The sequence below is a fragment of the uncultured Cohaesibacter sp. genome (assembly GCF_963556055.3).
Taxonomy (GTDB): Bacteria; Pseudomonadota; Alphaproteobacteria; order Rhizobiales; family Cohaesibacteraceae; genus Cohaesibacter.
In genome coordinates, this window is the sequence record NZ_CAUVYE020000013.1 from 458,163 (window position 1) to 471,965 (window position 13,803).

The 13,803-nt window shown below is 52.7% G+C and carries 10 protein-coding genes; 6 read left to right on the plus strand and 4 right to left on the minus strand.

Annotated features, from left to right (window positions below; translation table 11 throughout):
* Window positions 1–40: 40 nt before the first annotated feature.
* From ACHZB8_RS10775 to ACHZB8_RS10785, 3 genes are all read right to left on the minus strand, one after another.
* Window positions 41–2,098, minus strand: a complete 2,058-nt coding sequence (locus tag ACHZB8_RS10775; RefSeq protein ID WP_316860264.1) for an elongation factor G — start codon at window positions 2,096–2,098, stop codon at window positions 41–43.
* Window positions 2,099–2,476: 378 nt separating this feature from the next.
* Window positions 2,477–3,001, minus strand: coding sequence for a hypothetical protein (locus ACHZB8_RS10780; RefSeq protein WP_316860265.1), 525 nt, complete (start codon window positions 2,999–3,001; stop codon window positions 2,477–2,479).
* A 116-nt stretch (window positions 3,002–3,117) separates the two neighbouring features.
* Window positions 3,118–4,317 (minus strand): pyridoxal phosphate-dependent aminotransferase, encoded by a 1,200-nt coding sequence (locus ACHZB8_RS10785; protein ID WP_316860266.1) that lies wholly within the window; start codon window positions 4,315–4,317, stop codon window positions 3,118–3,120.
* 503 nt (window positions 4,318–4,820) lie between these two features.
* Between ACHZB8_RS10785 and ACHZB8_RS10790 the strand changes: the two genes are divergently transcribed.
* From ACHZB8_RS10790 to ACHZB8_RS10805, 4 genes are all read left to right on the plus strand, one after another.
* Window positions 4,821–6,527, plus strand: a complete 1,707-nt coding sequence (locus ACHZB8_RS10790) for a tetrathionate reductase family octaheme c-type cytochrome (protein WP_316860267.1) — start codon at window positions 4,821–4,823, stop codon at window positions 6,525–6,527.
* 13 nt (window positions 6,528–6,540) lie between these two features.
* Window positions 6,541–7,245 (plus strand): cytochrome b/b6 domain-containing protein, encoded by a 705-nt coding sequence (locus ACHZB8_RS10795; RefSeq protein ID WP_316860268.1) that lies wholly within the window; start codon window positions 6,541–6,543, stop codon window positions 7,243–7,245.
* 269 nt (window positions 7,246–7,514) lie between these two features.
* Window positions 7,515–9,254, plus strand: a complete 1,740-nt coding sequence (locus tag ACHZB8_RS10800; RefSeq protein WP_316860269.1) for a tetrathionate reductase family octaheme c-type cytochrome — start codon at window positions 7,515–7,517, stop codon at window positions 9,252–9,254.
* A 10-nt stretch (window positions 9,255–9,264) separates the two neighbouring features.
* Complete coding sequence (locus ACHZB8_RS10805) at window positions 9,265–9,984, plus strand: cytochrome b/b6 domain-containing protein (RefSeq protein WP_316860270.1); 720 nt, start codon at window positions 9,265–9,267, stop codon at window positions 9,982–9,984.
* A gap of 122 nt (window positions 9,985–10,106) precedes the next feature.
* Here the strand turns inward: ACHZB8_RS10805 and ACHZB8_RS10810 are convergent, their stop codons facing one another.
* Window positions 10,107–10,310, minus strand: coding sequence for a DUF2892 domain-containing protein (locus tag ACHZB8_RS10810; protein ID WP_316860271.1), 204 nt, complete (start codon window positions 10,308–10,310; stop codon window positions 10,107–10,109).
* A 272-nt stretch (window positions 10,311–10,582) separates the two neighbouring features.
* On the opposite strand from ACHZB8_RS10810, the gene ACHZB8_RS10815 reads away from it, so the two are divergent.
* Together ACHZB8_RS10815 and ACHZB8_RS10820 are read left to right on the plus strand one after the other, a co-directional pair.
* Window positions 10,583–13,051, plus strand: coding sequence for a marine proteobacterial sortase target protein (locus ACHZB8_RS10815; RefSeq protein ID WP_316860272.1), 2,469 nt, complete (start codon window positions 10,583–10,585; stop codon window positions 13,049–13,051).
* Between the two features lie 83 nt (window positions 13,052–13,134).
* Window positions 13,135–13,734 (plus strand): class GN sortase, encoded by a 600-nt coding sequence (locus ACHZB8_RS10820; protein WP_316860273.1) that lies wholly within the window; start codon window positions 13,135–13,137, stop codon window positions 13,732–13,734.
* Window positions 13,735–13,803: the final 69 nt, after the last annotated feature.

Consider the following 13,803-nt stretch of genomic DNA (forward strand, 5'->3'; position numbering starts at 1 on the left):
CCCCGTCTTTCAAGCATTTCCTTAAAACCTGACTTCTTTGTCAGCCTTCCTCTTTGGCCGCTTCAAGAACAAGATCGGCCTGACGTCCGGTCAATTCCTGCATGTGATTGAATGTCGCCTCGAATGAAGCCACACCGGCAGAGATTGAGCGCAATTCGATAATCAGATCACTGATTTCGGACTGAGGCATCAGACTCTCGACCACGTCCCAACCTTCCCAGCCGGGCCGGGCATCATAGCCCATCAACTGGCCGCGACGGCCTGCCACAATCGTATTGACCTTGGCCGTAACATCATTGGGAACAGCAATTTTCACATTCATGATTGGCTCAAGCAGAACAGGGCTGCATTGCGGCAAACCTTCCCGCATGGCCAGCGTCCCGGCGGAGCGGAAAGCCTGATCCGAGCTGTCCACGGTGTGGTAGGAACCATCACTGAGGTTGGCTGCCAGATCTACAACTTCAAAACCCAGACTACCCTTGACGAGCGCATCCCGAATCCCGTTCTCGACCGAACCGAAATACTGTTTTGGAACAACGCCTCCGGTAATGGTCTCGCTGAACTGGAAACCCTCACCCCGCTCAAGCGGTTTGATATCGATGACAACATCGCCGAACTGGCCATGGCCACCAGACTGTTTTTTGTGCCGACCGCGCACCGTCACGCCCTTGCGAATGGTTTCCTTGTAAGGAATCGCAGGAATGTGACTATCGATATTGATGGAATATTTGCCTTCCAGCCGCTCCAGAGCAACGCGCAAATGCATTTCGCCCTGACCGCGCAGGATGGTTTCACTGCTATCCTGATTTTGCTCGATGATCAGCGAAGGATCTTCCTCGGCGAGCTTTTGCAAGGTTGCGTGCAGTTTGACTTCATCCCGATGCTCTTTCGGACGCACGGCCATGGCATAGACCGGTGACGGTATCTCAAAGGCGTCGAGAGGATCAATGCCTTCCTTTGCCGTTGTCAAAGTGATACCGGTGTGCGCATTGTCCAGCTTGCCAAGTGCGATGACTTCCCCGGCTTCGGCTCCACTATCCTTGACGGTCTTCTGCCCCTGAACGTGAAACAGACCAGAAACGCGGCCGATTTCCTCGCCATTTGCGGCATAAAAGATATCGCCGTCGGTGACTTTTCCTTTCAGGACACGTGAAATGGACAACTTGCCACCATGCGAGGTATGAATGCTTTTCATGACCTGCAACACCGGCTCACCATTGGGCATGTCAGGGCAGCCAAGGCGATCGGCCGTATAGGTAACGCCGAGCCCTTCATGGCGCAGCACTTTCAACAGGCGCAAAACACCGCTCTCCTGCTCGGCGGCACCGATGAGAACGGGCATGACCTGACCCTTGCGCATTTCTGCAACCAGATCGGCAAAAACCTGTTCCTTGGATGGCTCCATGTCTTCAAGCAGCATTTCCATCAGCTTGTCGTCATGGTCCGAAAGGGTCTCGAGCATCGAGTAGCGCGCTTCCCATTCCCTTTCCTGATCGTCTGTACTCATATCGATCAGTTGGCTTGGAGCATGTTCTTGATACATGAAGGCCCGCTCCAGCGCCAGGTCGATCGAACCGATGACCTGCTCACCCTTCCAGATGGGAATCTGGCGCAGCAGAAGCGGCGTGTTCGAAGCCTGCTGAAATGCTTCGACCAGCTCTCTGACACGCGTGGTGCATTTATCCATTTTATTGAGGAAGAGGATGCGCGGAATATTGCGTTCTTCAAGTTGTTTGAGGATGACCTGCAAGGCTGGGATTTTTTTCTCGTCTGGTTCGCAAACGACGATTACCAAATCGACGGCAGAAAGAGCAGGCAAGCTTTCGAACTGGAATTCAACCGATCCGGGACAATCGATAAAGGTGTAAGTGTCTCCCATGAAGTCTGTTTCGGCGATGTTGGCTTCGACCGACATCTGATGCGCTCGAGCTTCCTGAGATCCGTCCCCGACAGAGCCGCCGCTCGCAACAGACCCGAATTTGTTAATGGCTCCGGTTCGCGCCAGCAAGGCTTCAAGGAGTGTTGTCTTACCGCTACCAAAGGGCCCGACGATGGCTATGCAACGTGGACCCTCGACTCTTCTGCCTGTTTGTCCCATGGCAGATCCTCCTTTCTATTCTTATGTGAAGTCCGGCACCAGCCTGACATGTCGCCGGAAATGGCGACAGACAGCTCCTCCTGGCAATTTTGCAAGTTTGACAACAGCCCTCCTGTTCTTTATTCGCGCCAAACTGTCAAAGTCTCGGACAGTACAAGCAATAGCTTAGCCTAGATTTGCCCTTCCCATTTGATCGAGCGCAAATAGAGGACAGTAAGCGGCTCAGAGTCACCCATATTTGACGAATTGATGACAAAAATCCGCGTCAATCTCCCCTTACGACTAAGGAATAGCAGTTAGGAAAATTTCGGTATTGCCGGCCTGTTAGAAGAGGCACGATCCACTCTCCTGCAATCGGAAAATGCACTGGCAGCTGCCCTACCATTTGAGCAACAGACTGCGGCGCAATTGATTGACCGCGTCGGTCTGTTCTGCCGAGGCCATGGACCTGTGGGAGCAAACCCGCTTGGCCATCCCGTAAAGCTCCTTGCGTTCACGAACCGTCAGTTGATCGCGCCACATTTTCGATAAACCATTGATGACACTTGATATATCAAGTCCCGCATCAAAAGCCCGATGCGCATAGGAAAGACGCTCCTCGCAGTCCCTCACTCCCGTGACGCGACAAAGCAGCCGCACAATTTCGGTCTCGTCCCTTTGCGTGAAAGGACCACCCAACCTGACCAGACCAACAAGCAGGATCGCAGCACCCAATGCAGGTTCGTCAACCCCTATCAGTGGAGAAGCGTCCGGAACAGCCGACTGTCTGGCCTGTTCATAAGTCTCCCGGGCGCGAGCGACAGCATCAGGATGGGCAGAAAGGCGGGAGCCCCGTCCTCTCTGGCGATACAACCAGAGCAGCACCAGACAAAGTGCACTTAAAACGAGGCCCCAACGATACATCAGTTCAGCTCACCCGAAGAAAGAAACCGGAGTGAGTCTAGCGCGTAAGAACAAAAAGAAAAGGGGCCTTGAAGCCCCTTTTCGTTCGTCTGAATCAATTTGACGCAAAAGCGCGACTATTTTACGGCTTCACAGAAGCGTTTGATGCGAACACAGGCCTCGGTCAGGGCCTCGGTCGAGGTTGCATAGGAAATGCGGAAGTTCGGGCCAAGTCCGAATGCGGAGCCCTGTACAACCGCAACGCCTTCGGTTTCGAGCAATTCGGTCACGAAATCCTCGTCACTCTCGATGACTTTGCCAGACGGTGCAGTTTTACCGATCAAGCCTGCACAAGACGGATAGACATAGAATGCCCCTTCCGGCGTTGGGCAGCTGATGCCTTCACAGGCATTGAGCATGGAGACAACCAAATCACGGCGTTCCTTGAAAACCTGAGCACGTTCTGGAATGAATTCCTGAGTGCCGTTCAGGGCCTCAACCGCCGCCCACTGGGAAATGGAACTCGGGTTGGACGTTGATTGTGATTGCAGTTTCGCCATGGCCTTGATCAGTTCGGCAGGACCTCCGGCATATCCGATACGCCAGCCAGTCATGGCGTAGGCTTTGGAAACACCATTGACCGTCAGAGTGCGATCATAAAGAGCAGGCTCGACCTGAGCCGGCGTGGTGAAATTGAAATCATCATAAACCAGATGCTCATACATATCGTCGGACATCACCCAGACCTGAGGATGTTTGAGCAACACGTCGGTCAAGGCTTTCAGCTCTTCTTCCGTGTAGGCCGCACCGGACGGATTGGACGGCGAGTTGAAAATCAGCCATTTGGTTTTCGGCGTGATCGCAGCTTCCAGCGCTTCCGGGGTCACCTTGAAGGTCGCCTGATCCGCTTCCACAATAACCGGCTCGCCACCAGCAAGCAGAACCATGTCAGGATAGCTCACCCAATAGGGAGTCGGAATGATCACCTCATCACCCGGGTTCAGGGTGCAAACCAGCGCATTATAGAGAACCTGCTTGCCACCGGTTCCAACCGAAATCTGGTTCGGCTGATAATCAAGACCATTCTCACGTTTGAATTTGGCGCAGATTGCCTGTTTCAGTTCTGGCAAACCGTCAACTGCGGTATATTTTGTCTTGCCTTCATTGATGGCGGCAATCGCTGCTGCTTTGATGTTGTCGGGAGTGTCAAAATCCGGTTCACCAGCACCCAGACCGATCACATCACGGCCCGCAGCCTTCAGTTCCCGAGCTTTGTTGGTGACCGCAATGGTAGCGGATGGTTTAACACGCGAAAGCGACTCGGCAATAAAGCTCATAGAGCCCTCCAATATTCAGCCAAAAAAAGACAAGTAATTTGCGTCGCCAGACTGTTCGAAATCCGGCGCACATGCCCGCGAACCCTAGTTCAGCCCTTGCAACAATTCAAGGCAAGCTGAGCAATAAATAGCCACTTTCAGCGCCATCTGATCAATATTCTTGCGCACAAACGTACCCAACCAACAAGCAGATGCCTACAATTGTTTCAGCCCGACGAGAGCATACGGCAGGATACGTAGCCTGAAACGATGATCCACCGAAATCAGCCTAAGTCATTTTGATATATATCAAATTTCCGCTTAATAGCCGACTAAAGTGCGACATATTTCCGAATATTACAAATCGGCAATGTTTGGAAATTCAAATATAATGAAATGTGGACCGGGCGAGTCTGGCGCCCCAAACCCAGATTGCACAAACAAGCGTGCACAGACTCAAACCAGCCAGGTGAAAGTCTTCCACTCGCATCTGGCTGCATTACTGCATCCGTTGGGAGGACTAAATGACGGACCATGCAGCCTTCAGGGGCTTGGGATCAGTTTGCAGATTTTTCGCTGCGATGATCCTTCTTTCATTTTATTTCATCGCATCAGAACCAATCGTGGGACCAGGCAGCGCCCTGGCCGCGACGACTGGTTCTTCTGAAGCAAAACCCACTGACGACCAAATCACGGGCAAGAAACCGGGAGAAACAGCAGACCATACGAAATTCGAGATCCTGCAACAGGATTTCAAATCCGCACCGGATGTCACCAAGGCCTGCCTGAGTTGCCACAATGAAGCGGCAACCCAGGTTCATGACTCCATTCACTGGAAATGGGAGTATGACAACGAGAAAACGGGTCAGAAGCTGGGCAAGCGGTACGTGATCAACGCTTTCTGCGGAAACGTCGCTTCCAACGAAGCCCGCTGCACATCGTGTCACGCGGGATACGGCTGGAAGGACATGCGCCAACCGCCGCCAAGCGAGCCGGAAAATGTCGACTGCCTCGTCTGCCATGCAGAGAAAAAATACTATAGCAAATTCCCGACCATGGCGGGTCTGCCGGTTACCGAGCCGACTAAATTCTCGGGCAAGGATTTTCCGGTTTCAGACCTGACCAAAGCGGCGCAATCCGTCAGCCTGCCACAACGCGAGAATTGTGGCTCATGCCACTTCTATGGCGGCGGAGGTGACGGGGTCAAACATGGTGACCTTGACAGCTCGCTTCATAATCCATCTTTGGACCTGGACGTGCATATGTCCGCCGACGGTGGCAACATGGCCTGTTCCGCCTGCCATTCCGGCTCTGGACACACATGGCCGGGATCCCGCTACGATATCGATGCCAAACCTCAGGCTCGTGATGACGAAGGCAAGAAGCTGCCCGTTTTCGCAATGCGTCGGGTCAATGAAACCGCGTCTTGCGAAAGCTGTCACTCAGATGCGCCACACCAAAGCGCAACTCTTGAAGCCATCAAGCTCAACAATCACACCGATACCGTTGCCTGCCAAACCTGCCACATCCCGGAATTTGCACGCGGTGGCGTTGCAACCAAGACACTGTGGGACTGGTCAACCGCAGGCAAGCTCAAGGACGGCAAACCCTTCACAGTCAAAGACGACAAGGGCCATCCGAGCTACGATTCCAAAAAAGGAGATTTCAACTACGAGGAAAATGTCCAGCCGACCTATAGCTGGTTCAATGGCACATTCACTTATGTGACGGATGAGGATCCGGTCGATACATCCAAACCGGTCATTCTGAACGCTCTGGGAGGCGATGCCAATGACGACAAGGCTCGCATCTGGCCGTTCAAGCTGATGAACACCAGGCAGCCGATCGATGCGGAAAGCAAGAAGCTTGTCTATATGCATCTGTTTGGCAAAGACGCCGATGCCTTCTGGAAGAATTTCGATTGGCCGAAAGCCATCCAGAGCGGCATGGACTATATGGGCAAGGACTATTCAGGCAAGTTTGAATTTGTCGAAACCCGCATGTGGTGGCCGATCACACACATGGTGGCCCCTGCCAACAAGGCCGTTCAATGTGATGAATGTCACTCAAAGAACGGACGCCTTGAAGGCATCGAAGGCGTATTCATTCCGGGCCGGGACAATCACGGCATCATCGATTGGCTTGGCTATGGTCTGATCATCCTGACAATCCTGGGCATCGGGATCCATACCATTTTCCGCATTGCCACGCGTAAAAGCCGTCAGCATTAAGGAGGACAGACTCATGACAGACAATCAATCTTCCCCTGCGGCCAGAAAGAATGACAAACCTGCAACCTTCCATCGAAAGGTGAAAAACTACAGTCGCTATGAACGCTTCTGGCATTGGTCCCAGGCCATACTGATCTTCATTCTGGCCTTCTCCGGCTTTACCGTGCATGGCACAATCCGCTTCATTCCGTTCAAATCGGCAGTGATGATCCATGACATTGCGGCATTCGCCCTGATCTTCCTTTGGCTCTTCACCGCTTTCTGGACCTTCACAACTGGACAATGGAGGCATTTTGTTCCAACCAACAAGGGACTTTGGGCGGTCATCATGCATTATCTTGTCGGAATGATGAGCGGTCAGCCCCATCCGTACAAACGCACCCTCAGCCGCAAGCAGAACCCGCTTCAGTCCTTCGCCTATTTCAGCATCATGACTGTCGTCGGGCCATTGCTATGGCTGTCGGGTCTTGCCTATATGTTCTACAGTTTCTGGGCAGGCAACTCGGGTAACCACGACATATTCAGCCTGGTTGTGCTGTTGCACCTGATCGGAGCCTTCCTCATGGTCGCCTTTGTAATCGGACATATCTATATGGTGACAACGGGCAAAACTCTTATCCACTATACCAAGGCCATGATCACGGGCTTTGAGGATATGGAATTAACCGAGGCGGAAGTCACTTATCTGGAAACTCACGAACCAGACCGTATCAAATAAGAATTATCCCCAATACAAAGGGTCGCAGTTACATATTGCGGCCCTTTCTTTTTCATTATCATCGTAAAAATTACGTAGTTTTGAATACGTGCGACAGAATGTCCCACCGACAATATTCGAATATGTTAAACAAGAATAATATAGTCTTATTTAAAGCACCCGATGAATCGGCCCTGACCGGACCCGGTTCTCAGCACCTTGTTTTTACAATCTAGTACAGATCGGTCACCAACCGATCTCAAGTCTATTGCATTTGTTCGGAGGACCCTATGGCGAACGTTGCAAATAGGGGCAGACGGTTCTCGAACACACGTAACATTGCGTTGTCAACCTGGCTGTCGACCCTGTTCATCCTTTCTGGCTTTTTCATAAGCACAAACTCAGCCCTTTCGGAATCCGGCACCGATTTGCCGCACTCGCCAAGACAGGCAAATACACTGCAATTGTCTGGCAAGCCTGCGGGAGGAACGGCGGACCACTCCAAGTTTCTGATCCTGCAACAGGATTTCAAATCCGGCCCGGAAGTCACAAAAGCTTGCCTCGCCTGCCATACCGAAGCCGCCGATCAGGTTCAGCATACGCTTCACTGGAAATGGGAAGTCAAGAATGAAGCCACGGGTCAAACCCTCGGCAAACGCACCGTTATCAACGCATTCTGCGGCAACGTCGCCTCCAACGAGCCACGGTGCACCTCTTGCCACGCTGGCTATGGCTGGGAAGATATGCGCAAGGCCCCTCCCTCCGAACCGGAAGCGGTTGATTGCCTTGTCTGTCATGCAGACACTGCGCTCTATAGCAAATATCCGACCAAGGCTGGCCATCCACTCTATGAGCCGATCGAGGTGAATGGCAAGACCATCATGCCACCGGACCTGGCAAAGGCAGCCCAGTCGGTTACCAATCCACAACGCCAGAATTGCGGCTCCTGCCACTATTATGGCGGCGGAGGCGATGGCGTCAAACACGGTGATCTGGACAGCTCTTTGGACCATCCGGACGTCGCGCTCGACGTTCACATGAACAAAGACGGGCTCAACATGGCCTGCACGGCCTGCCACTCGGGATCAGGGCACCAATGGCCTGGGTCTCGTTATCATACCGAAGCCAAACCAACGACCAAGACCGTCGAAGGCAAAGACACCAAAAGCGCAAAAATGCGCAAGGTGGATCAGATGGCCAGCCTGATGGAGCCGACAGCCTCCTGCGAGAGTTGCCATTCCAACCGTCCACATGAAGATGACGAGCTGATCGGCATCAAGCTCAACGATCACACCGACACGGTGGCTTGTCAGACCTGTCACATTCCGGAATTCGCCCGCGGCGGCGTTGCAACCAAGACCCTTTGGGACTGGTCAACAGCTGGCAAGCTCAAGGACGGCAAGCCGTTCAAGATCATGGATGAGCACGGCCATCCGAGCTACATGTCCGAAAAAGGCAATTTCGAATATGGCGAGGATGTGATCCCTCATTATGCATGGTTCAACGGCGAAACCACATGGACCCTGCTTGATGACAAGATTGATCCGACCAAGGTCGTTGAAATCAATGCTCTGGGTGGCTCCGCAACCGATGGCAAATCCCGCATCTGGCCATTCAAACAGATGCTTTCACGCCAGCCTTACGACATGGAAAAGAACCAGCTGGTCTATAACCATGTCTATGGCAAGGACGACACCGCGCTTTGGACGAATTTCAATTGGGACACGTCGGTTCCCGCCGCCATGGACTTTGTTGGCAAGGAATTCTCAGGCAAACTCGGTTTTGTTGACACCCATATGTATTGGCCAATCACACATATGGTTGCTCCGAAAGAAGGAGCGGTCAAATGTACCGAATGTCATTCCAAGCAAAGCCGTCTGGCGGGAATCACCGGTATCTACATGCCTGGTCGCGACAATTTCAAATGGCTTGACTGGATCGGCTATGCAGCCTTTGGCCTGACCGTTCTGGGTGTCCTGCTTCATGGTCTGCTGCGCATTTTGTTCCGCAACCGCAACAACGAGGCATAAGGAGATCACCATGACTGACATCACGTCTTCTGCCAAAGCTGAAGATCTGACCATCAAGCCTAATGTCCACAAGCGCGCGGTCAAGATCTATTCACGCTATGAACGTTTCTGGCACTGGTCCCAGGCTGTTCTGATTTTCATCCTGGCCATATCCGGGTTCAACCTTCATGGCACGCTTAACTTCGTCCCATTTCCATTGGCTGTAATGGTTCACACCTATGCGGCGATCGCTCTTTTGATCCTGTGGTTGTTCACCACCTTCTGGAACTTTACTACCGGACAATGGCGCCATTATCTGCCGCAGAACAAGGGCCTGTTCGCCGTCATCAAATTCTATGCCATCGGCATCATCACCGGCGCACCGCACCCTTATTCAAAAACACTCAACCGCAAGCAGAATGCCCTACAGTCTCTGGCCTATCTGACCTTCATGGTCATCATCGGCCCTGCCCTCTGGCTGTCCGGCATCGCTTACCTGCTTTATGGTCTGTGGTCGGAAATCGCCAATGGGCAACAAATCTTCACGCTTGTTGCCTTCGTCCACACTGCGGCAGCCTTTGCGATGATCACCTTTGTCGTCATTCACGTCTACATGACCACGACCGGCAAAACTGTATTCCACTATATTCATACGATGATCACTGGATATGAGCGCATTGAACTGACCCCGGCAGAAGAGGCCTATCTGGAAGAACAACAGCCGGAGATGCTGAAGAATCCCGACGAATAGGTCCTGCTGACCCAAAACAAAAGCCGCAGCAAAAAATGCTGCGGCTTTTTTATTTGCGCGTTCAAACATCTCGAAATCGGTTTGTCGGGCGTCACGCCCGGCTTTGTGCAAGCCGATAACGATCAATCAAATGCAGTGCCAGGCTTGATGCCAATTTTCTTGAAGATCATGGCAGCAGGACAAAAACCGGTGAAAGCAGACTGAATCATGTTGGCACCGATGAACACGGTGAACCAGACGAAGAGCGGGTGAACATAGAGTGTCAATATGACCGACAGCAGAATCATAAAACCTGCAAAGGCCATTACAGAGCGATCAAGAGACATTTCGTACCTCGTAAATGAATATCTTCGAACATAACTATCAAATGAACATTTCAAGGTAAAGCAAGAACATTAAGGTTATCCCTGAGACAAGCTGCCGCGCCTTGTGTATGACCACAAGAAAATGAGTGCTTTACCATACTACAATTGACCCAATGGCCCTGAAAAGGTCACAAAATCGGCACTTTTGCGACCTTTTTCCCGCAAAACTGGGCCTCATTCTCATGTAATACTCGGCAATGATTATGGGACCAACCCTATTGCGGGATAGAAAAATGCCACTGCCAAAAACTCATTCGTCACGGCGCGGTCACAAGCGACACAGCATCGAACTGCGCCCCAAATCCAATCACGAAAAATCAGTTTCAAAAGCCTTCAAGCTTTGGCTAGGTGCGTATGCGCTGATCTTGGGCGTTGCGCTCTCGATTGCAAATTCGCCCGCCCAGTCGGCCCAGACCACGGCACCGGAAATAAAGGTGGAACAGCAAGACCCCTTGAGACTTGTCACGCCAAATGACATGCAATCGGGCAGCCTGCTGTTCAACTCCAAGGAACCGGGTCGCTTCATCGAAGCCCCGAAAGTCAACACGGATTTCAAGATCGACATAACGGGCCCTGTCGCCCGCGTCATCGTCACCCAGGAGTTTTTCAACCCAAGTGACGCCTGGGCGGAAGGGGTTTACGTTTTCCCTCTGCCGGACAATTCGGCGGTTGATCAATTGAAAATGAAAATCGGTGACCGCATCATCGAGGGCAAGATAAAGCGCAAACAGGAAGCGCGCGAGATTTACGAAAAGGCCAAGGAAGAAGGCAAGAAAGCCAGCCTTCTGGAACAGAACCGGCCCAACATTTTCACCAATTCGGTTGCCAATATCGGCCCCAAGGATTCCATTACAATCCAGATTGAATATCAGCAGACCATCCCGCGCAAGGAGAATGAGTTCTCGCTGCGCGTGCCCCTTGTTGTCGCGCCTCGTTACAATCCGCTCGACAAACCCTTGCGTCCGGTGATCGACATCCAGACCAATCAGACGCAGAGCACTTCGGGCTGGAGCAGCACAGATCCGGTTCCCGATCGTGATGCAATCACCTCCCCCATTCTTGACCCGGAGAAAGACGGCAAAAGCAACCCTGTGACATTGTCAATAAACCTCAAGGCAGGGTTCCCCTTGAAGAATATCATCAGTCACTATCATGAAGTGGCAATCAAACCGGACGGCGAAGACAAGATGTCACTCACTCTCAGAGACGAGACGGTTCCCGCCGACAAGGATTTTCTTCTGACCTGGACAGGCAAGGCAGGAAAAACACCCAATCTTGGCCTCTTCACCCAGAGCAAGCACACACCGGACGATCCAGCCGTATCGGACAAGGCAAATGTCGGACCGGATGAGGATTATCTGCTTGCCTATATCACGCCCCCCTTCAAGCTGACAGAAACCCTGATGACGCCGCCTCGTGAGGTTGTCTTCGTCATCGACCAGTCCGGCTCTATGGCAGGCCCGTCCATTGGTCAGGCCAAGGCAAGCCTGCTGGAAGCCCTTGGACAGCTGAAGCCGGAAGACAAGTTTCAGATCATTCGCTTCAACAATCAAATGTCAAAACTTTTTGACGCACCACAGCAAGCCGACAGCGAGCATGTCTCGACTGCTAAATATTGGGTGGCAGCAATTGATGCCAATGGCGGAACAGAAATGCTGCCCGCCATGGAAGAAGCCCTCAAGGACAGCAACCCGAACGAGCCAACCCTGCGTCAGGTCATCTTCCTCACAGACGGAGCAATCGGCAACGAACGCCAGTTGTTTGAAGCCGTGAAATCCAAAAAGGGCCGCTCCCGCATCTTCACGGTCGGAATTGGCTCTGCACCCAACAGCTTTTTTATGTCACGAGCCGCAGAAGTCGGACGCGGAACCTTTACGGAAATTGGCGACATTGGCGAAGTCAAAGACAAAATGGGCAAACTCTTCACCCAGTTGACAACACCGGTTGCAACCAATCTTGAGATTGAGCTTCCCGAAGGCAAAGACATCGAAGCCTCGCCGAGCGAGCTGCCAGACCTCTATCTGGGAGAGCCGGTCATTCTGGCTCTCAAGGCAAAAGACCTCGGCAGCAAGCTGACACTCAAGGGCCGCTTCGACAATCAGCCCTGGTCCATGGATGTCGATATTTCTCAAGCGGCCCCCTCCAGTGCCATCGACAAATTGTGGGCACGCGGCAAGATCCGTCAGCTTGAAAACGATCGTCTGCTCTCCAGTGACATGGTCGGCATAGACAAGGCCATCGAGGATCTCGGTCTGAAGCATCACCTTGTAACGCGCCTGACCAGTCTCGTGGCTGTTGACGTGACCCCGTCACGCCCAGAGGATGAAGACCTGAATAGCCAAAAGGTCCCGCTCAACCTGCCGGATGGATGGGACATGAACAAAATCGACGGGTCGGTTGATCCCAACGCAACAAGCGCCGCCTTGACAGCACCAGCACCGCTGGGCGCGACAAGAAGCTTTGGCAAGAAGCTTGCGCGCTTTGCTCTTGCTCCCGAAGCAATGCTGGCAATGGACACGAGCGCGGTGCCCACGGAAAGCATATCAAGTGTTGCTTCCGCACCAACCGGTGGACAGCAAATCAAACTGCCCAAAACCGCCACTTGGTCAGAGCTGATAACCTATGCAGGTCTATTCTTCCTTGCTCTGGCTGGAAGCCTCGCACTCTGGCTGAAATGGCATAAGCCTCAAACAAAAGGGTAGAAACAATCCGCGTGCGGCGGGCAATCGCCGCACGCCTTTTTGCAATTCATGAAATGAAGTGTCGCCTATCCGGGAACAAACAATTGAGGCCTTCGACAAGGACCACGATCAAATATCTCACACTGCTATTCCTGCTCTTGGGAAGTGGCCTGACGCTCTATGGCTTGTGGCTTCCCATCAAGGCCCAGGTGGCGCAGCTTCTTCTGGAACGCGCCTGGTCCATCAGCCGCAACACTGGCAAACCGCAGAAAGCATGGCCATGGGCCGACAGCTGGCCGGTTGCCAGACTGTCCATTCCATCGCTTGATCTGGACGCGATCATACTCAAGGAAGCGGGAGGGGAGGGCCTCGCCTTCGGCCCCGTTCTTCTTGATCAGTCCGCCCCTCTCGACCAGAAGGGAACCACGGTTATCGCCGCGCACCGGGATACGCATTTCAAGGCCCTCGCAGACCTACATAACGGGGCATTCATCAAAATTGAACCATTTGATGGAGCAGCGAAGACGTTTCAGGTCGACAAAATGCGCGTTGCCCGCTGGGACGAATCTGGCCTGATCAAGGAGTCTGACGAGCAGGAACTGGTCCTGTCTTCCTGTTGGCCCTTCGATAGCATCAAGCCCGGCCCCTTGCGCTTCATCGCCGAAGCAAGAAAGACCGAGCAAGCGGCAGCTCTGCTTCCCTGACCAGACATGCCTGTTTCATCAATTTTCCTTGGCAATTGATAAAAAGAATTTGGTTGCGAAAAGAGCGCT

Excerpts from the sequence above, each read along its gene's own strand:
- ACHZB8_RS10775 (WP_316860264.1), bottom strand. The coding sequence starts at position 2,098 with ATGGGACAAACAGGCAGAAGAGTCGAGGGTCCACGTTGCATAGCCATC.
- ACHZB8_RS10780 (WP_316860265.1), bottom strand. The coding sequence starts at position 3,001 with ATGTATCGTTGGGGCCTCGTTTTAAGTGCACTTTGTCTGGTGCTGCTC.
- ACHZB8_RS10785 (WP_316860266.1), bottom strand. The coding sequence starts at position 4,317 with ATGAGCTTTATTGCCGAGTCGCTTTCGCGTGTTAAACCATCCGCTACC.
- ACHZB8_RS10790 (WP_316860267.1), top strand. The coding sequence starts at position 4,821 with ATGACGGACCATGCAGCCTTCAGGGGCTTGGGATCAGTTTGCAGATTT.
- ACHZB8_RS10795 (WP_316860268.1), top strand. The coding sequence starts at position 6,541 with ATGACAGACAATCAATCTTCCCCTGCGGCCAGAAAGAATGACAAACCT.
- ACHZB8_RS10800 (WP_316860269.1), top strand. The coding sequence starts at position 7,515 with ATGGCGAACGTTGCAAATAGGGGCAGACGGTTCTCGAACACACGTAAC.
- ACHZB8_RS10805 (WP_316860270.1), top strand. The coding sequence starts at position 9,265 with ATGACTGACATCACGTCTTCTGCCAAAGCTGAAGATCTGACCATCAAG.
- ACHZB8_RS10810 (WP_316860271.1), bottom strand. The coding sequence starts at position 10,310 with ATGTCTCTTGATCGCTCTGTAATGGCCTTTGCAGGTTTTATGATTCTG.
- ACHZB8_RS10815 (WP_316860272.1), top strand. The coding sequence starts at position 10,583 with ATGCCACTGCCAAAAACTCATTCGTCACGGCGCGGTCACAAGCGACAC.